Source organism: Pedobacter albus (genome assembly GCF_036324255.1).
GTDB classification, from domain to species: Bacteria; Bacteroidota; Bacteroidia; order Sphingobacteriales; family Sphingobacteriaceae; genus Pedobacter; species Pedobacter albus.
On sequence record NZ_JAZDQT010000001.1, the window covers coordinates 1,247,137 to 1,266,239 of the forward strand.

At 45.0% G+C, this 19,103-nt stretch carries 14 protein-coding genes; all 14 read right to left on the minus strand.

Translation table 11 applies throughout. The annotated features are described in order from the left end of the window. Positions 1-28: 28 nt before the first annotated feature. Positions 29-4,234, minus strand: a complete 4,206-nt coding sequence (locus VRU48_RS05245; RefSeq protein WP_330106872.1) for a contractile injection system tape measure protein — start codon at positions 4,232-4,234, stop codon at positions 29-31. Between the two features lie 7 nt (positions 4,235-4,241). Beyond that, positions 4,242-6,878, minus strand: coding sequence for a hypothetical protein (locus VRU48_RS05250; protein WP_330106873.1), 2,637 nt, complete (start codon positions 6,876-6,878; stop codon positions 4,242-4,244). Next, positions 6,875-10,459: a hypothetical protein gene (locus tag VRU48_RS05255; protein WP_330106874.1), complete on the minus strand. Its 3,585-nt coding sequence runs from the start codon at positions 10,457-10,459 to the stop codon at positions 6,875-6,877. The genes VRU48_RS05250 and VRU48_RS05255 overlap by 4 nt, the downstream gene beginning before the upstream one ends. A gap of 26 nt (positions 10,460-10,485) precedes the next feature. After that, positions 10,486-10,902 carry a GPW/gp25 family protein gene (locus VRU48_RS05260; RefSeq protein WP_330106875.1) on the minus strand — a complete coding sequence of 139 codons (417 nt, stop codon included), beginning with the start codon at positions 10,900-10,902 and terminating at the stop codon, positions 10,486-10,488. 2 nt (positions 10,903-10,904) lie between these two features. Further along, positions 10,905-11,204, minus strand: a complete 300-nt coding sequence (locus VRU48_RS05265) for a PAAR domain-containing protein (RefSeq protein ID WP_330106876.1) — start codon at positions 11,202-11,204, stop codon at positions 10,905-10,907. 7 nt (positions 11,205-11,211) lie between these two features. Continuing rightward, positions 11,212-13,002: a type VI secretion system tip protein VgrG gene (gene vgrG, locus VRU48_RS05270; RefSeq protein WP_330106877.1), complete on the minus strand. Its 1,791-nt coding sequence runs from the start codon at positions 13,000-13,002 to the stop codon at positions 11,212-11,214. Between the two features lie 2 nt (positions 13,003-13,004). After that, a complete protein-coding gene (locus VRU48_RS05275) occupies positions 13,005-13,679 on the minus strand; it encodes a CIS tube protein (protein ID WP_330106878.1) in 675 nt (224 codons plus the stop codon). A 9-nt stretch (positions 13,680-13,688) separates the two neighbouring features. Next, entirely contained in the window at positions 13,689-13,859 is a 171-nt protein-coding gene (locus VRU48_RS05280; RefSeq protein ID WP_330106879.1) for a DUF5908 family protein, read from the minus strand. Between the two features lie 23 nt (positions 13,860-13,882). Then, a complete protein-coding gene (locus VRU48_RS05285) occupies positions 13,883-14,326 on the minus strand; it encodes a phage tail protein (RefSeq protein WP_330106880.1) in 444 nt (147 codons plus the stop codon). Continuing rightward, positions 14,316-14,780, minus strand: a complete 465-nt coding sequence (locus tag VRU48_RS05290) for a phage tail protein (RefSeq protein ID WP_199139850.1) — start codon at positions 14,778-14,780, stop codon at positions 14,316-14,318. The genes VRU48_RS05285 and VRU48_RS05290 overlap by 11 nt, the downstream gene beginning before the upstream one ends. Positions 14,781-14,816: 36 nt before the next feature. Next, positions 14,817-16,397, minus strand: coding sequence for a phage tail sheath family protein (locus VRU48_RS05295; protein ID WP_330106881.1), 1,581 nt, complete (start codon positions 16,395-16,397; stop codon positions 14,817-14,819). A gap of 27 nt (positions 16,398-16,424) precedes the next feature. Beyond that, the gene (locus tag VRU48_RS05300) at positions 16,425-17,255 is read right to left on the minus strand and encodes a hypothetical protein (RefSeq protein WP_330106882.1); all 831 of its coding nucleotides are present in this window, start codon (positions 17,253-17,255) and stop codon (positions 16,425-16,427) included. Beyond that, positions 17,252-17,821, minus strand: coding sequence for a Pvc16 family protein (locus VRU48_RS05305; RefSeq protein WP_330106883.1), 570 nt, complete (start codon positions 17,819-17,821; stop codon positions 17,252-17,254). The genes VRU48_RS05300 and VRU48_RS05305 overlap by 4 nt, the downstream gene beginning before the upstream one ends. 215 nt (positions 17,822-18,036) lie before the next feature. Further along, complete coding sequence (locus VRU48_RS05310; RefSeq protein WP_330106884.1) at positions 18,037-18,900, minus strand: helix-turn-helix transcriptional regulator; 864 nt, start codon at positions 18,898-18,900, stop codon at positions 18,037-18,039. Between the last annotated feature and the right edge of the window lie 203 nt (positions 18,901-19,103).

The window sequence follows — 19,103 nt, forward strand, 5'->3', positions numbered from 1 at the left end:
CAATATTCTTTTCATAGCTATATCTTTTTTAGTAGGGCCAGTTTACATGGAGCGGCTTTTCCATCCATGGGAATTTGATAATGGAGAATGACAGCTCGAGCTGTTGTATCAGCATATCGTAGGGCTGTTTTTCTACCACCAGTTCCCATTTGTTTTCTTTTTCGTAAAGCAGTCCCTTCCGCATCAGCCAATTGCCCCTGAACCCGTCGACAGAACTGCTGCCTATGGCTTCCCAATGACCTATAACCGAGGTAATCAAACCCTCCATCAATTCTTCTTCCTTGGGTTCTATCGTGATTTCCTTGGGAATGGGTTCGGCAATCGGCAAACCACAGAATATTTTGTTCAGGCTCAGGTAGATTTCGTCGGTAGACTTGCTTCCCGTAACCAAATATTGCAGATAGTGCACCGCACGGCCTTTAACATTGGCTATTTCAGCAGGGTCGAGTTCGGTATCGCCTTTGGCAGGAATCTGAATGTTGACGTATTTGAAAAGCATGGGCACATAGCCACTCAGCAAAACCAAGCCTGCATTATTGATTTCCAATCCAATTTGAACGGCTTCTTCTATTTTAATGGCCGATTTGTTTTGGACCAAACCAGGAACCTGAACCCTCGCTACTGTTTGATTGTTTTTTAGACGATCAAAAACCGGCCTTAAGGAAAGTTGTAAGGCCAAAGGCAGATTCATTTTGACTTGTTCGAGCCCAGTCAGGAACGATTTTTCGGAATAGTTATATTTTGATTTAAGCTCCCACAACAACTCGTTCCAGATCTGGAGCGTGCCAATCGTCTTCCAATTATTGTTTTTCCACGCTTTCAATATTTTTCCCAACAAAACCTGCTGTACCAGCGAAGCTTGGATGCCCTGGAAAGCTATTTTGCCCAACACTTTGTGCAGCTGCACCAGTAAATGGAGCAAAGGTTGCTGGTTCGGGTTTAACCGGCCGATGGTATTAGCCAATTTCGAGAAGTTGAGCGTTTGACCCAGCCATAACAATTTTACTTCGTTAAGTTCGGTGATTTTTAGGCAATGTAAAAACTTGAGCGGATGGGTTGCAATAAGCTGATCCAACAACTCGCCTGGCTTCAATGACGTTGTGGCCACGTACCAAATCGGGATTTGTTGCTGCGCCAACAGCTCTTCCATTAAGGTTGCTACCCATTCGGCCGTTGGTTCATCGCCCTGCAAGTTTTTTTCGTCCTCCTTCTGCCTATCTTCCAACAGCAACTTAAAGCTGGGATACCGATGCAGGATTTCTTTGAGTATTTTATTTTGCAGAAATCCCTGTTTTTTAAAGTCGGTATAAAGCGCCGGAAGATCTGAATGGCCATGTTGCCCAAGCGCAATCATCAATTCGTTAAACAATTCGCTTATCGCTGTTGAGGATATTCTACCGGTTTCCGCGATTTTTAGGCTCACAATCCAGGTTTTGAGCATCCAATTTGTACCGATGGCTTCGGTTGCATTCGCTTCGGTCCAATCGAACAGCAGGCGCATGGCCTCATGTACGGCAGCCGAATTTCCAGTGGCGTGGTACTGAAGAAACATCGTAAATTCGCGCCAAGAAATCGAGGCTTTCAACAATAATACCGCCAATTGTTCAGGCTCAAATCGGCTGAGCGAAACCAGTAATTTTCCGCTGTCAAATGCTATGGCACAATCTAACAGCAATTTTAAGGCAAGCGTTTCCTTTTCGTAACGGATTGTGGTCTGTTGCTTAGACAAACAGGTTTCGAGCAATTTAAAAAACTCGTTTGCAGGAATAGCAAGGTTGGGTTTAACGCTGATACTGGCCGTTGAACTGTTTGCCCTGCTGATCCATTCTTGGTTAGCTGGACTGATATTGGCCTTTCCCGAAAAATGATAACCGAATGCCGTTAACAACATTTTTTTAAAGACCGACAGATTACCCTGGTGCTTTTCGTAAGCCAAGGCGCACTTCCAAAAGAGCAAAACGAGCAATTGGCTTTCTTTAACCGACAAGCTACGTTTAAGAGTTTTGTCGAGCCAGGCCTTACTTTCTGCCATAAAGCGTGTGAAGAGCATGGTACCATCTTTCAACACGATGTTCAGGATGACATGGGTTAAAGGCTGTATCGATTTGCCAAGCTCGGCAACTTGCGGATCTGTATCATTATCCAATATGGTTTTGGCCAACAAGGCTGGTTGAAGAGTTTTTTGCTGCAACAGGGCCTTGATAGCCAACATAGAGCTTTGTTGATTAGATTTGGCATATTTGTCAATCAGCTGATTTGCTTTAGCCGTCGATATTACCCCATCAAACGCTTTTGTATCCAATAATGCCTTCAGAAACGAAGCAAATTCTTTTTGATACGAAGCGGAAAGCTGCGAATAGCCAAACCGCATCGTACGCACCAATAATTGCTCATGGCTGGCAGTTGGATAAAGCAAATAATGATAGAGGCTTGCGTAGGTCAACTTTTCTTCCAAAGCCAAGCTTAATTCGCCATACCTACCACTTTTCTTAAGCAGCGCCAGTCCTTGCATCAACGCGGTGTAAACAGCAATTTGTTTTTGATTGGCTGTTTGAATCAAGGCCCTCAACAGGGATCCGGTTAAGAGCTTAGGCAAAATACCTTTTAGAACCGTTTTGTCTTTCGTTTGCGTCAACGTTGTTAAAGCTTGCGCAGGATTGAGCCTCATGTATTTTTGCAGGATTTCAATGAAATTATCCGATTGACCTTCATGTTTAAACTGTTCCATCGCATAACGAAGCTGCATTTCAAAATCGGAATTGGTCCAACCTGTTTCGGCGACTAAAACCCGTTGCTGGTAAAGTTCTTCTACTTTATGGTAGAGCGACAGATTCGTACTGGTTTTAACTTGACTGTTTAATTTTGCCGTTAAGAGCCTTGCTAAAAGGTTTGTTTCTTCTACCTGAAAATCCTTGCTCATAGCTTTAAAGCAATAACTCAGAAAATGAGAAGGATTATAGGCTTGTTGTTTTGTAGCCAATAAAAACTCCAAGCCAATTTGCCTCAAAAACTGCACATTGGCTTTGGTGTGGATTTGTGGTGCCAAATGGGTCAAAAAATCGATGGTTTCTAGCAACTCGGCTGTGTGATGGCCAAAGAGCGAATAAACACTCGCCATCGCCACCTCATCTAAGACCGCTACCAAGGTGACAACTTTCAATTTGTGCCTCAACGCCTGTACCAAGATTGATTTTGTGGTTTCAGGGTTTTGCCCTGCCAAACCAATCACCAAGTCGTTAAACTGCTTGCGATGCTTTTCGGTATTACAGATGGAAATATTGTCGAGGTAAGATTTCAATTTTTCCCAAGCCGCATTTGGCGAAGCTACCTCTACCTTTTCCGCAGCATGCTGATAGCGATTGGAGGCTTCCTTTAAAATCAGCATAAAATCTGAACGGATAGCCATTTGAGCAGTAATTTTGTGAGCAGCTGCACCTAACAGCTCAAACAAGCGCCGGCGATCCATATTGTAATGGTCGGCCATCTGATTAACGCTGCTCAGCATAAAAGCCACCTTGTTGAAAGTAGTCCCTCTATCTACCAGCAGGAAATTAAGCACCCAGAGCCATATATTCCGGTGAAATTCGTTGCTTTCGGCTTTTACCAGGGTTTCTTTGTCCTGCAATTCTTCGAGTTCGGCACCGAAATCAAAAATCTCTTGGTGATAATTGGGTTCCAAGCCTTTGATCAGCGCAACCATGTGTTCTTCGTTAAATTGCCAGGCCATCCTTTTGCGCACCTGCAAGCTGGCCTTGCCCAAGGTTTTTAACCGTTCGATAAGTGCCGTACGATTGTGTACAAACTGCAGTGCCAGCAATTGGTTGATGTCGCCTTTGGCCAAGCGCTTGTTCCACGACATGACACCTTGCTGCAAAAAGACGGTAATCAGCTCTAAATCGGTCGCCGTTTCATCGGTAAAAGTGATATTCAGTTTTGTGGCTTGCTCATGTAGCACCATATCACGCAATTGCGCTCGCAACTGGCTCAGCAACCTGATCGACAGCGTATCCTCCAATTCGTCTATGCTGATTTGACCAAGATTAAGCTGCAAGAAATCGAGCTGCCAACATTGGTCTGGCGGACAAATTTCATCAAACAAACTCGCCAGTTCGCGCACCATGATCTTGTTGCTCCAATTGCTCAAACGGTTCTGTAGCATTACACTATTTTCCCTTTGGTTAAAAGTGGTGTCCCAGTTAAGGCGAGTAATGATATGTTGAGTTGATGTCGTCATGTTCTGGCTATTGGATGAGCGTAATCAGGTTAAGCAGTTTTTCGGCCTTCTCTCTCCTGCCCTGTGTTTTCTCGTGAGCACGATTATGGTTCATTTCGTTGTGCCAATGCACAAACTCGGGAATGAGCACTTCCATCAGTTTCTCATTGATAAAATGGCAATGGAAAGCCACGTGCAAAGGCAATTCAAGCGTTAAAAAGAGCTCCAGTTTTTGTTTAAATTCAGGGGTATTAAATGCTGGAATAAAGGCAGGAAAGAAAACATGGATGCTATTTTCAAAAACATCAAAGTCTGCAGGCGTTTTTAAACCACCATGGGCAACCGCTATTTGCAGGCTATATTTGCCACTGCTTGCAGGTTTAAATGCGGTTTCGGACAGTACTGCATTTACGGGCTCCAAGCGGTAGGCATGCCCGGCCAAGGCCAGTGTTTGATGGTTAAAACCATTTACCCAAATTTCATCTGTCGAAAGAATCAGCGCCTCGTTCAATCTCGTTGCCTGTTCAAAATCCAATATTTTGACTAACTGCAACAAACGGCCAGTGGCTTCTTCCTTTAAAACGAGGTTATACTGCAACTGCTGCAACAATAAATTCCGTTCTACCATCATGAAGCCTTTTCTGTATTGACTCAGCCAAAAAGAAAGTCGAATAGCAGCCAGGGCTTGCTCCTCGTCAAAATAGCTGGTTACAAAGCTGTTATAATGAGCATTCAACCCAAATAACAGGTTAAGTTTTAGTTCTAAGGCTGCATAATTGGAGAAATCGATGGGTTTTAATTTTTCAATGGCATCTATCTTCCCAGAATCTACCAAGAAATCTTTGGCGTACCTGCCAAACAGCTCGCACCTCTGATGCGCCGATTTTTCGGGCAATGCATCCGATAGTTTTTCGGCAATTAAAAAATTATAGGCTTTCGGCTTAAAATAGCTTAGCAAGCCCAGGTTCTGCAAGTAAAGGCTTTTGATGATCAGGGTATCTTTGACCTTTTCGCCGGTATAACTAGCTCCGGCTATCAATTGGTCAATCAGCATGGGCGATTCGCCATGTCTAGCCAACAAATGGTCCAGCATTTCGTTTCTGCGTGGCAAATCAACTTCATCAGTCGCAGTCAGGTTCATCAATCCCCTGATGTACGGATTATAAGGGTCTTTTTTATAGGCAGTCCAGCTTTTTTCGTCCAGTTCTTTACTGGTTTCCAGCTCGATGCCGTAATTAAAAATCTGGTTGTTTTTAAGCAGTCCCCTGATATTCGGAATATCGTAAACAGATTGGCCAAAATAAGTAGGTGCAAAACTTTGGTAAGGTGCCGGATAAAGCTGGTTGGCCTTTTGGTAGACACTTTGATGGGCATGAAAATTTTCCAAGTCGGCCGGCAAGGCGCTTTGTGCGTTCTTAAACGAAAACAAGGTACCAACGTTGGCCAATTGTGCAAATTGGTTGGCCAATACCTGGTCAAAAAGCGTAAGATAGCCTTTCAGTTGCTTAGATTGGGCAATTTGAAACGGCGTGGCATTGGTGATGATGGCATCGTGGCCAACGGCATAGATTTCTGGAAAAGTGTTTTGGATCGAATAATAACTGCCAATGTCCCTGAATTTGCTTTTTGGCAGGCCTTCAATTTCGGTGGACTCTGCCACCACTATCGGATTAACCTTACCCTGTAGGCTTGCGGTTGGGTCGATTTCAAATACCGAATTGGCTAAAGCTAAAGGCCTTCCCTTTACTTGAATGGTCAATCCGTTGGCTAGCGATTGTTGCCAATCGATCTTCATAACGCACCAAGCATTTTCGGCAATAAGCCTAAGATTTTCCAAACCATCTAAACTCAGGTCGCTTACCGCAACTACGCCCTCCGTGCCTTCAATCAGCTGCATCAGTTGCACCAAGCTCAACGTGGTTTGGTGATCGCCCAAATCTTCGTCTAAAATCCAGCCATTTGCCAGTTGTGGTCCGTTAAAAATCTCGTTGCTCGACACTTCTTGTTCACTTAGGTTTTTATTGCCCTGTTGTTTGGCTTTAGGGAAAATAAAATCGGCAATTCGCCTGTCTAGGTTGGCCAGTATTTCCTGCTGGTTCTTGTCTGCTTCGATGACAATGACACCCGTGATGAAATGTTTTTTTGCTGGCATTACCTGTGGCATCAGAAATACTTCGCCTAGGTTTCTGCGTTGCTGCAAGGCAAAATAGGCCTCGTTGCAAAGCGCTTTTGCATTGTACTGAGCGGTTTCGTCGAGGAGCAGATACACGCTGTAAACGCCCTGCATAAAAGCCGAAGGATGCAACGGAAACACCTGCACATTGCGGAGGGCAGGCATTAAATCGATCAAATATCGTCTGTAATCATTTAAGGTTACCGGACTTGTGGTCAGGATTTCTTGAGGCCTATAAAACTGGTCGGTCACCTGCAACCGGCCCGATTCCTGAGTAAGGATATCGGCAATAGTGAAATTATTGCAATAACCCAATTCTGTTAGGGCAAAGCACAGCTGTTCTAAAATGGTGATGCCCGGATCGCTATCGTTCAGGTTAGTCCACTCCGTATCTACATGCTGTTGGATATAGCGAAGGCCTTCGTCTTTAAGCAGCTTAAAATTCTGGCTCAAAGGCGGTGGCGTATTCAAGATATAGTTCATCTCGTTCATAGCTTGACCTCACATTTTAACAGGTGTTTTAAACAAGGGACAATTAAAGTGCTTGCCTTAAGCGGATTTACGGTTTGGAGCGTTTGTTTGTCTGCATCTTGGTCGGCCAGCCAGGTTTGGAGCGACGTGTCTGTTACGTCGACCACACCATTGATGTTTTTGATGAAATTAACCACCTGGGCCATGCCAATGGGTTCTTCGATGGTGACCTGTTCGGCACCACTCTCGGCCCATGGCGATAAATAGAGGTTAAGCGCCGCATTAATTGCCGATTGCATCAGGCTAGGTTCAAACCCTTCTCTAATACTGATATTGGCCGAAACCATCAGGTACTGGATTTCAAAGGGCTGGGCACTGATGGTGGTGAATGCCGAACTTCGCTGTGCCACATAGCGCTGGATATCTTTAACCAAAACAGGCTCAACTGCAGGCAACAAGGCATTACCCGCTGATCCGCTTTGGGCTTTGCCAACCAAATAAATAGCGGTATTGCGGGTCAACTGGTTATAAACGGCCTTGGCATAAAATATTTCGGGGAACTCGCTTTTGACCAACAATAGGCAATCGTCGGTGCTTCTTAACCTGTCTTTTGTCTTCAGTCTTTTGCCAATCCTCCGGTTCATCATCGTGGCTTCTTCGGCGGCACGCCCTCCAAATGAAGGAAAAGGCTGTACCAGCGATTTAATGGCCGACAGTTTGAGCTTAGGTTGCAAAATGGTATTGGCTGGCAACAATGGCACCTCGTTTAGGCTTTGCCAGCTTCCAGCCATTCTTTCGGCTTCAAATCCATTGGTTTTAACCAAGCTGATCTCGGCAAACAAGGAGGGGTCTTCTGTTGTTGCCAAACAGATGCAATAAGCGTCTTTGGGCATGGTGTTATGTTGTACAGCGATGGTATTGGGGATTTTTACCTGCAAAATACCAGAAGTACTTAAGTTGCCGGTACCATCGGCTACCACTTCCAGCACTTGCCAGCCCGTTTCGCTCCAATAAAAACAAGAAAGTGGCAACGAAGGCAATTTATTCGATAATTGAGGTTTTACTTCAATAAAAATCGACAAAGCACTGGTAGGCAAAAGATTGTGCAATTGCATAAACAAAAATCCCTGGTAAGGAAATTCAGCTACCATCGGCAATATTTGGCTATCGGTGCCGAAAGCAAAGCCTTGATTAACCCTGCCCTGTTTTTGGTCATAGCTCAAATAATTGCCAAAAGGCGTAAAATGATAACAGGCTAAAGGATAATCGGTACCGTTGTTTTGACTCAACAAATAGCTTTGTTTGGCGGTATAGCCTGCCTGTGTAGCATTTAACAAGGGAGCGAATGGAATTTTTGCCGGTTCTTCAAACTTTTTGCGCCTTTTATTGATAAGCCTAGCATTGGCCAATGCCTGTTCGTAAACGATAGCGGGGTAAAGCTCGGAGCCGAAACCATAAGTTGGAACAGCCAATTGCAACTTGATAAATCCGTTAGCACTTTCTTCCTGGTAAGCGAGAGCTTGCAGTTGCATGGTGGCATCGGGCTTGAGCAAAATTGGATCTGGCTGACAAGTAAAATGTGTAGTTTCGAGCAGCTTGAAATCTGCATCTTCATCAAATAAGGGCACCGAGGAAGGAATATGCGTGGGATCAGTTTCGCTTACGGCATTAACCGGCAACCAAGAACGCGCTTGAAGCAGCTTAAAATCAACCTTAAAGCCTCCGTTGTAAAAAGGTTCTTCAAACAAATCTGTGCTTTTGACAAACCAACTTTTAACCCAACGAAAAAACCGGCCTAGCCAAGTTTTTTTTTGGTTTTGTATAGCTGTCCATTTTTGGTGCAGGTAATCGTTGTAGGCTTTATAGTAAATACCGAAGTCGTCGGGAAGATTGCCCCAATTTAGCGCCAGGCTTAGTTTTTGCAGGGGTTTGCTGAAAATCTCACTGCTCCCTATCAGAAAATTACTGTTCAATAAAGGCGTTGTTCCAAAGATGGGATAAGGCGCCTTTGCAATAATGCCTCCATGATCGTTATACAGTTGCAGGTTGTTGATTCCGCTTACCTCAACCTCGATATCCAAAGCAATCACCTTAGCCATCTCTCCACTTTGGGGAAAATTCTGGAACATGATTTTGAGCATGGGCCAATCTGCTTTAAAACCGTTTATCGCCTCATCTAAAATCGGTTCGATGGCTGGCTGATCGGGCAAAAGGTTAAACTGTAATTGCAATTGCTGGTTTTGACCCTTAGGGCTAATCGTTGTAGTCTTAGGCGCCATGTTTAGCCAACCTGTAGCCGTGCTCAATGCGTAAGATGCCGTTTCTAAAATATCCAAATCCAGCAATCCATTGTATTCGATGCTGATATTGATCGAGCGGTTGCCTTCTTTGAGCAACAACATAGGCGATGCAAAGGCAATGCCCATGGCTGTTTGCACCGCTGATGGTGCCTGGAATGGTGGCCAAGTCATCAAATGGTTATCGGCATCCTTTTTCAACGTACCCGGATCGGCTATGTTGCCCAAATCATAAGATACCTGTTGCGTTCCAACCACAGTTTTACTTAAGGTTTGCAGGCCAGTAATTACGGCAGGATTGAGCCAAAGTCCTTTTGCATTGGCAAAGTAAACCGGATTTTTCTCTGCATCTGTACCAGCATCCAAAGCAGTGGCTGGTGGCAGCCAAGAAAGCGAATCGCTGGCCATCAGCTCGGCACAAACAAAAACCCGATCGGCTTTGGCCGGCTCGGCAACCTGTTGCAAAATATCTTGATAGTAAAAATCGAGGTGCTTGTCAGCGAGCTTGTTCAACTCGGCTTGCTGTATTTTGAGCAAATGCACAAAACTTCGCAACAAGGTCGTATCTGGATGGATGCTTTTGTTGGCACTTAGTTTTTCGAATGCCTGTTGCGCATGGCTAACCACATTGTTAAAGAAGACAAATATTCCATCGCCAGCTTTGACAAGGGATTTGAATATGGCCTCGGGGCTGTTTTTATTGATGGGGTGTTGCAAGTTTAAGACTTCCCAATAAGGTTCCTTGTTTTCGTACTTCTTCCAAACCAGTTCCTCGTGTGTTTGAAAAGCATTGAGTTTGCCAGGGTCAAATTTGCTTATCCCAGGAATAATGGTGGTAGAGAACAGCACCTGCCTGAGCGAGGAGATGGCCCAAAAATATTTGCTGTACACATTTTCTACCTGTTGCAGGATATAGGTTTTGAGTTCATATTCTTCAACGGTAGTCTGTAAATAGTAAATCCATCTTTTGAGGTACACAAACACCTGAAAAATCTGTTCCAGCATGTCGTTAATGCCGATGCCTATTTTACCCAGCTCAATGCCTTTGGCAAAAAGCTGCTGCAACCTGGTTTTGGTCTTAAAATAAATGGCATGCAGGTCGGCAACTTTGGTTTTGGCAATGGTAGCCAATAAAAAAACGGGGTCTTTGAGCAAAAAGGGAGCCCAATTGCCATTTACGGTGTTGTCTTGGTCGTAAAAATTAATCAATGTCGCAAACTCGCCCAAAAAGAAAAGCCAATCCTGCTCTGTTCTGGCATCAACCAATTGACTGGTGGCAGCGAGCGACTTTTCTATAGCAGCCAATGAGCGATATGGATTAACGGCAACCATTAGCTCAGATTCGTACCTTCGTTAAGGTAAAAAGGAAATACATAGTTATGTCGGGTGTTGGTGGTGTTGTAGAGGTATTTAACCAACACTTCCACCCTGCCGTTGCTTTTGTCGGCGAAAACAACTTCCACATCGGTTAAGGTAATGCGAGGTTCATTATGCAGCAAAGCATTGCTCACCGCATCCTTGATTTCTCCCTTGAGGCTTTCGTCCATGCGCCTAAAGAAAAATTCCTGCAAACCCGAACCGAATTGCGCATTCAGGTTTCGTTCGCCTACTTTGGTCTGTAAAATGATGTCGATCGAATCGTTTACATTCTCTTCTAGCCTGCTCAGGTTTACCCGATAGTTCCCCGACGAGAAAGTAACCGGAAACGACCAGCCAGAGCCTAAAAAACTGTTTTCATTAGCTGCCATTTTTATCCTCCTATCATAACATTCAAGGCACCCAACATAATTTGACCACCATGAGCGGTTTGGTCGCCAAGCCTTGCGGCCGGCATTTTGCAGATTTTTACTGTAGCCGATCCTTTGGTAATCACATCGGGTGGGCCTACGCAAACCAGCATATCGCCTACTCGGGCCGCCGGTAGTTTTCCGATGAGCACATTGGGTGCACCTGGTCCGGTAATTGGTCCGCCTACGTGCGGAATGGGCACCACGGCCGGTGTTTGCATCGGACATTGGTGAAAATCTGTAATTCTTGCTGCTGGTGGCATTTGCGTTTTAATTAATGTTGATCATTGCACTTTGCAAGGTCATGTTCATCGAACTCTGTACCGTTGCCTTCATTCCTCCATCTACCGAATATTCGGTGGTTGCTGTTTGCTTCACATTGATGCCCTTAACCACTACATCACCGGCATCTGAGCTTACCTTAACGCCCTGTTTGCCCGAAATCGCCACATTTCCATCGGCCTGTAGCGTAATGTTTTTGGGGCTTTTCATCGAAATTCCACTGTCAGACATGGTGACCGTGTTGCCGTTATCGTCAGCTATGGTAATCTTTTTGTTTTCGTCGTCCAGAATGATCTTGTTCTTATCGGGTGTCGAAATGGTGAATATCTTTTTGTCGTCGTCGAACTGGATGTAAATGCCCGATTTGGAAACAATGGCTTTCTGCGTGTTTTTTTGGTTAGGCGCCAAACCTTCAAATGGCTTGATTTTGCTGTTGCTGTACAAACTGCCCAAAATAATGGGATAGCGCGGGTCTTCGTTCAAAAAGCCGACGATCACTTCATCGCCAACTTCGGGCAGAAAGAAAGCGCCAGCGCCACTGGTGGAGTAAAAATTGGAAAGCCGTGCCCAAAGCCCTTGTCCCTGGTTGTCTATCAGCGGTACATCTACCAAAATCCGGAACTGCGAATCGGGGTCTTCATACATCTGTTTTACGGTGGCGTTGAACAATCCACGGGCACCGGTGAGCAGATTAGAGGCCGTTGGAGCAGTTACATCGGGTTCTTCAACAAACCACAAAGGCGAAAGGCCAATGGCTATTTCGGTGGTCCAATTGCCCTCGGCTATGTGATGCTTTAGGCCCGAAACCAAGTGGTCGCCGTTAAAACGATCGCCCAAGCCAGCCAGGGTAATGTATTTGCCAAGCTCCAACAAACTGGTGCCTTGTATTTTGGCTTCGCCCCTTATTTTTGAATATTCGCTTTTAACCAATTGGGCTTTCGACCAGTTTTCGAGATCGGCTTTTTCAAAAGCTGCTGTGCTTTGCAAGTCATAATTGGCCAATCCTACTACTTCGGACAGCTTTTTCGACGACAGGTTGCCTGGCCCGTCTACATCGCACTTGCTAACCGACGATACCACCGTTTGGGTTTTAAAATCCCATGTACTGGCATTTACGCTTCCGTATTGGCTCACCGAATCGAGATCGGCATTGAACTCCAGCAAGCCATCGCCATATTTAACCTGCAGCACCGATTTTGTAGCATCGGGTTTAAATACCTTCAATTCGCCGTTAATGGTGGCCACCAACAAGCCATTTACTTCGGCTCTCGACAAAATGTAATCCCAATCGGTTACATAATGCTGCACCTGCTGGGGCCAGGTGGTAGCCGTTGTGGCAACAGTAGCACTCAGTCCGCTGTAATTGCCAACAATTTTCGAAATGATGTCGCTGTCCTTTTGCTTTTGGTAGGTTAAGCTTTTCCTGCCTACGGTTGTTTTGATGGCTACATCCCTGCACTCGATATCGAGCGATGAACCTATAAACTCATCAATCCTGATTGATTGACGAGTTATGATTCCCTTAAAAATAACCTCATTCTTAGAATCGTAACCGGCTTCTATTGTGACTGCTTTGCCTGGCAAAAACACATCCGACGAGCTGGCATCGAACTTTCCAGTATCCGATTGGCCATCGAGGATTACAAAACCGGCCGAGGCCACCTTGTTGATGCGTTTATGAACATGCACCGAATAGATAGACCAATCGTCACTGATGCTTTTGTTGTCAATTTTGATGGTAAAGGTGGCCAAAGCGCCACCGTCGACTGAATCTGGCATGGCTAAGGTTGGATTATAGGTGGAAAAACCAATCGCTCAATTCCCTTCAGGTTCCTGAATTTGTTGAGGTCGTTAAATTGGGCAACCTGAACATAATTGGCATCATCGTTCCAAATGTTTTGGCAAAGCTGGGGCAGGCTCATACCTTCTACCACCGTAACCAAATGGCTTACATCGGGCGAGGCTTTCTTCTGCTTCTTTTCTAAGGTTTTGACCGAGATATACTGCGAAAAGGCAAGCGAAATCTTGGCGCGCAATGGGCTTCCATCGGGTCTAAAAAAGGTGTAGGAAGTATCGAAAGAACCTAAAACCCCTTTAAATACGATGTCTTTGCCCCATTGTACCTTTACAAAATTTGGCCGGTGGATATCGCCGTTATAGGTATACACGATGCTTTTTAAGGCCTCTATCTCGGCAGTGAGATCCATTCTTTTCGAATCGACGATGCCCGTACAATCGATCACAATATCGAAGCTCAGCTTATCGCTTGGCGTACTTTGGTACTTTTGCGAGCCAGAACTCGAATCGGGCGCCTGCTGGTGGTTGTACTCGATGCTGCGATCCCATTTGATACTTTCGGGATTGATCATCACCGAATAGGGATTGCCCTTAAACGGCTTCTGAAACTCGGCATCGGTATAGCCGGTAATTTTCAACAGTTCTAAACTTGCTTCCATAAACGTATGTTATCTGTTGTACAAATTGTTGCTTTGCTGCATCGCCATCAACCTTTTTACCTCGGCCATGAGCTGACGTTTAAGCAATTGCAGCTCTTTGCCCCTCATGGTTTGTTGGTTGTTTTGGCCATTGGCTACGATTTCGGTTTTGATAACCAGTTCCCTGATTTCTATCGGCATAACGGTTTCATTGAGTTTGACACTTATTTAGCGACCGATACATTGAAATAGGTATAAGCCAGTTCTATCGACTCGATCAGCAGCTCGTTTTCCATCGATTTGAGGTCGGATACGTTGTATTTAACCGGATAGGCCTTATGGAAAGTCCACATTTTGGAGACCTTGCCATCAGGGGCCAGTAAACTCACCGATACATCGTTCGTTTCTACCTGCTTGTACAAGCCTCCGTCTAAAGTACTGGCACACCAATCGATGAGCTTGGAACCGGTTGGAATCATGGCTCTTTTGAGCACCAGATTCTGCCCCGTTACCACGGTGGGGAGCTTGTACTTGAAGCGGTTTTCTCCACCTGAGGCAACTTCCTCAACGCCTAGTTCTTTAGCTATGCCCGATACTTCTTTAAAGGCTGCATCCTCGTCTTTGAAAGAGAGCTTAAAATAAAAGCTAAGCGGATAGTTACTTTCCATTGGTTATGGTCAGCTTTTCGTGCGCAATCTCAATGGTATCAACTGCTACCTCGTTACCGTCAGACTTGAGGTCTGTACTGGTAATCTTGGTGGGCCAGGCATTATCCAATTGCCATTGCATAGTTACTTTGCCACTCTCATCCAACAGCTTGATCAGTACCGTTCGCCGCTTAATCAGGTTCATGGTTACTTCCTTGTGCCAATTCCAAAAGGTATTGTCGTTTACAAAAACCCCTCTTTTCATGGTTACGTTGCCATATTTGGTTAAACCGGGCATTTTTACCGTAGAAAAAAGCGGACTATTGCTCTTTCTGTATTCTATAATCTGATTTTCGACATCCATTCCGGATACTTCCTGAAATGCTACGCCTTTTAATTCTGTTCCTAAATCTACTTCGAAGCGAAACTTGGGCATTGGCCATGTTGCGCCTTCTTTGCTACCGTCTTCAGCCATGATATTCTATTTTTAAAATTTTGTTTAACAATTTGATTAACTAGATACAGCCATTTGCTGTTGGAAAGTAAGGATGATAAACTCTGCCGGGCGTACTATGGCTACTTTTACCTTCACTTTCATGAAACCCGACAAAAGATCGTCGGAGGTCATGGTAGTACCCAGACCACATTCTACCGAAAATGCATCTGCTGCACTTGCGCCTTGCAATCCTCCTTCTTTCCAAATGGTGGTTAAAAAACCGCTGATCATGGCCTTTACGGCTTCCCAGGTGTTTTTTACGTTGGGCTCGAACACATAGGCCCTGGCCGCCAGTTTACACGACTGTTCCAACAAGGTCATGGTTCTGCGTACCGAAATGTATTTCCAGTCCTGGCTGTTTCCATCCAAGGTTCTGGCGCCCCAAATGAGAATACCGATACCATTAAAAAAACGAATGGCGTTGATAGATTTGCCCGATACGGCATCCATGTTCAAGCCACCCTGCTGACTTTCAGAAAGCCTAATCGGCAACGAAGCCACGCCCACCATCGAGGTATTTGCTGGTGCCTGCCATACGCCTTGGGTGTTATCTGTCGAGGTAATTACCCCAGCAATTGCACCGCTTGGTGGCAATAGGTTGGCATCGGTCAAAACGTGCTTGATAATGGTGCTGTATACCTTGCTCGAATTAATCAAGGCATTATGATACTGCGTTACGGTTAAAGGCGTACCCGTTGGACTTTCGATGTTTGACAAAATAGTACCCACCGCCTGGTTTGGATTGCTGGCTGGATTGATCAACGGTGCCAACTGCTTTACATCGCCACCAAAAAGGTTGGTATAGTCGATGTCTGAATTTTGCATGATGGTAGTACCCACAAATGGATAATAAGCCGCTCCGTAGTTCAACCCCACCATTCCGGTATTGTTCCTAAAGGTTTCGATATCCTTGGTGTACATAATCGCATCTGGATTTTTACCACCAATGACGTCGAAAATGGCTACCGAAGTCTGCATTTGCGTACACTGCAATAGCATTTCCTGCATCAGCGTACCATTATCCTGTACCGCGAGCAGGGTTGCTTCCGGACAGATGTACATGGTTGGTTCCTGCTCGTTGAGCAACAGTTCGAGGCCTCTTTTAAGGTCGTTGAGCTGTACGTTGGGGTTAATGAGCTGTTCGCCAATAGTGGCAGGCTTGCCCGATGGGGCTCCATAAGTGCCGATAGACACGATATAGGCATCGCCACCACCATTCTCATAAAAAAGCCTGATGCTGTTGTACAGGTAATACACCGTGTTGGGATCGGGCAAAATAGAATAAAACTGGTCGTTAATCAGCATGTAGTTATTATCGGCCGGCTTGCTCTTTTGCGCCACCATGTAATACGTTGGACTGTACTGCTTGGTAGGGCTTGCCGGTGGCGCGGGATCAGGATAGCAATAAATAGCCTGAAACTCGGCAAACGATGTGATTTTTTGTGGCACATTCAAGTACGACCGGCCTTCGTACAAGGCTTGGGGCGTATACCCTATAAATGCTGGGACGGCGGTTGCCACCGCTACAACAGAATTAGAAAAGGCATTCTGTTCATTCAAATAGACCCCAGGGGACTTAATGTTTGACTCATTCATAAATCTTGTTTTTTATTTTAGTGTTGCTTAAACATATACATACATGGGTGATGAAAATTGTTGGCTCTCTCCTATCTTAACCTGTCCAAATCTGCCCGGATCTGGACATGGCAGGCCTTTCAGCACAAATTTGACTGGAGCCGATTTTGAGGATCCCGTTTCGTGATGCGCCGTCGGCCTATGCTGCAAGTCGAATTTGTACTTAGGCACCTCGCTTAAAGGCAACAATTCGTGCCCAGAAGTAAATAGCAGAGCCGTTTGGCCAGTGGCTAGTACCACCGCCGTTGGACCTGTAAATTGGATATTGCTCTTGCCAGAAATCAGCGGATCGGCCAAAACAATGGCACTTTTGTTCACCACGTAATACTGCCACTGCGTAGCCTTGGCCTTTAAACTGATGGTAAATACGGTACTTTTGAAAGGTTTCGACAATATATCGTCGAAATGGATTTTCAATTGGCCCACTATACCGGGTGCCAATGTTTCGTCGCTATAGTTTTCGGCCAGTAATTTATCTTCGCCAGCGAGCTTGCCACTATCGTAGCTCAGCTTGCCCGAACTGCCCATGGGGAATGCGGTAAAATAAACAAAGTCAGGCCTGAGGCTTTCCATTTCAAAATCAAAAAAAGCATCAGGACTGATCTGTTTAAGGTAGGCCAAAAAAACATCGCAGGTTTGCAGGATGTTTGCATATAAATCAAACCCTCCAAGCCTGTTCACCATTTTGAGTTCGAACCTTTTTTGAAGGGACTGCGTTATTTTTCCAGGCTTGAAGTGGATGCACTTGCACAAGCCGTCTTCAAAATAAGAATGGCTGATGTTTACACTGCAAATCAATTTAAAAGCGGTTGTGATCATGTGGCCACCTGATTAGAAGTTTGAACAATTGCCCCATCAAAGCCTCTAACCTGATTGCCTTGAATATTAATGAGCCTCATTTTATAAATTACCGAAGGCTGGTACTTTGCGCCCATGGCCGTCCATAAGCCCTGCATTTGCTGGTAGTTTATTTTTTCGATTTCAAATTCCAGGCGGTCTAGGCCTGCCGGTAGGTTAGCAAACGAATAGGCATTGACCAGCGCATTAACCTGAAAAAACAACATCACCTCGTTCAGGAATTTGAGCGACTCTTTATAGTCGTCGAAATTTGAGCTGACCAAAATATAGAGGTTATATCTTTCGTCGGGGTTGACATCGGCATAATTGCCATTGGCCATTTGCTGGTGACGGGTGTAAAAAGGCTGGATGGTTTCCTTTTCGATATTGATGAGCGAAAGGATAACCTTGTTCTTATTGATTTCGGGCACCGATCCATTTCCTTCGATGAGATTGTTCAAGATCACCTTGCTCTCTTCGAGCGCAAACCGGTTTCTTAAAAACTGATCCATCAAATCATTCGTAAATTGGAGCGCTTTGCTTATCATCGCCGATTTAATTTATGGGGTGAAGTGCTAATTCAAATGTAGCGCGAGCAGCCAATGGAGGCAAGATTTTGCCATATACCTTTCGTAGACAAGAAGATGGGCCAACAACAAATTTCCGTATACAAACCGTAGACAGGTTACAATTTTGTATACGGCGGAGCCCTGCGCAAAAGAAAGCACAGACTTTTACACCAAAAACTACAAAGGATTTTAAACTAGCTATTTACGGTTCTGAGATAGCTTCTCAGGTCTTGATTTTTGGCGAGCGCCATTTTTTTCTTTAAGCGGTACTTGTGTGTACGTACGCTTTCCTGGTTAATGCCCAACAGGTTCCGGATGTCGTCGTTGGTCATGTTCATTTTCAGGTAGCAGCAATACTTGAGATCGATGGTGGTTAGCGAGGGATATTGCTGTGCCAAAGTGAGCAGAAAACTCGGGTCGGTTTGCTCAAAATACAGCTTAAAATCGTCCCATAGTTTTTTATTGCCCGCCGATTGTTTGATGGTATTTACAATGGCGGTAAGCTCGGCCCTGGTAGTATCGTTAACTTGTGGGTAAAGCTCGGCAATACGCTCCTTCACCTTAGCCAACACTTCTATTTTTTGGTCGAGCTCAAGCACATACCGACTGAGGTTATGGTCGGGTTCGTGCCTAGCTACAGCCTGTTCAGGCGTGTCTGCCGACTTTGCAGGCAAGGTATGGGGCTGGTTAAGAAGAAACACCGAATTGATCCGGCTGCTCAAATAGGCTTGGTTGGCAATATGCTCCTTGCCAAAGGCAAATACGATCCTGTTTTCATTCCAGGTCAGGGTTTGTGCTTCTGCTGGAGAAATCAGGCAGATGACCGGGACGGTAAATGGCCTCAAAAAAACTTCCAAATCATCCAATACGGGCTGGTTATCTCGAAAGCACAAAATAATCAAACTCGGGTCCATGGCATTGGCTACCCTGAGCAAGTCAGAAGTACGGGTAGCCGAAACTACACTATAGGCAAAACTGCAGCCCTTAGTGCCATTAAGTACAAACGACAAGTTGGCCGTATCATCGCAGCCAATTAGGATTAGTTTTTCGCTGTCCATTTCAAATACCTGTTGAAAAATTCAAAGTGTATTGATCAGAAAGCCTAAAGTGGCCAGGCCATAGCTCGGCTGGGTTGGACATGGTTAAATGACCATTGGCTTTAAGGCTTTCAAGAAGAAAACAATTGCCATTGTTTGTCTTGATGAAGTAGCTGACTTAAGGTAAAAACTTGTAGTGCGAATAGTTATTCATGAGGAGCGTT

Bases quoted from the DNA above. Each gene is read 5' to 3' on its own strand.
- VRU48_RS05265 (WP_330106876.1), bottom strand. From the start codon at position 11,204: ATGCCACCAGCAGCAAGAATTACAGATTTTCACCAATGTCCGATGCAA.
- VRU48_RS05280 (WP_330106879.1), bottom strand. From the start codon at position 13,859: ATGCCGATAGAAATCAGGGAACTGGTTATCAAAACCGAAATCGTAGCC.
- VRU48_RS05310 (WP_330106884.1), bottom strand. From the start codon at position 18,900: ATGGACAGCGAAAAACTAATCCTAATTGGCTGCGATGATACGGCCAAC.
- VRU48_RS05285 (WP_330106880.1), bottom strand. From the start codon at position 14,326: ATGGAAAGTAACTATCCGCTTAGCTTTTATTTTAAGCTCTCTTTCAAA.
- VRU48_RS05275 (WP_330106878.1), bottom strand. From the start codon at position 13,679: ATGGAAGCAAGTTTAGAACTGTTGAAAATTACCGGCTATACCGATGCC.
- VRU48_RS05305 (WP_330106883.1), bottom strand. From the start codon at position 17,821: ATGATAAGCAAAGCGCTCCAATTTACGAATGATTTGATGGATCAGTTT.
- VRU48_RS05300 (WP_330106882.1), bottom strand. From the start codon at position 17,255: ATGATCACAACCGCTTTTAAATTGATTTGCAGTGTAAACATCAGCCAT.
- VRU48_RS05250 (WP_330106873.1), bottom strand. From the start codon at position 6,878: ATGAACGAGATGAACTATATCTTGAATACGCCACCGCCTTTGAGCCAG.
- VRU48_RS05260 (WP_330106875.1), bottom strand. From the start codon at position 10,902: ATGGCAGCTAATGAAAACAGTTTTTTAGGCTCTGGCTGGTCGTTTCCG.
- VRU48_RS05295 (WP_330106881.1), bottom strand. From the start codon at position 16,397: ATGAATGAGTCAAACATTAAGTCCCCTGGGGTCTATTTGAATGAACAG.
- vgrG (WP_330106877.1), bottom strand. From the start codon at position 13,002: ATGCCAGATTCAGTCGACGGTGGCGCTTTGGCCACCTTTACCATCAAA.
- VRU48_RS05245 (WP_330106872.1), bottom strand. From the start codon at position 4,234: ATGACGACATCAACTCAACATATCATTACTCGCCTTAACTGGGACACC.
- VRU48_RS05290 (WP_199139850.1), bottom strand. From the start codon at position 14,780: ATGGCTGAAGACGGTAGCAAAGAAGGCGCAACATGGCCAATGCCCAAG.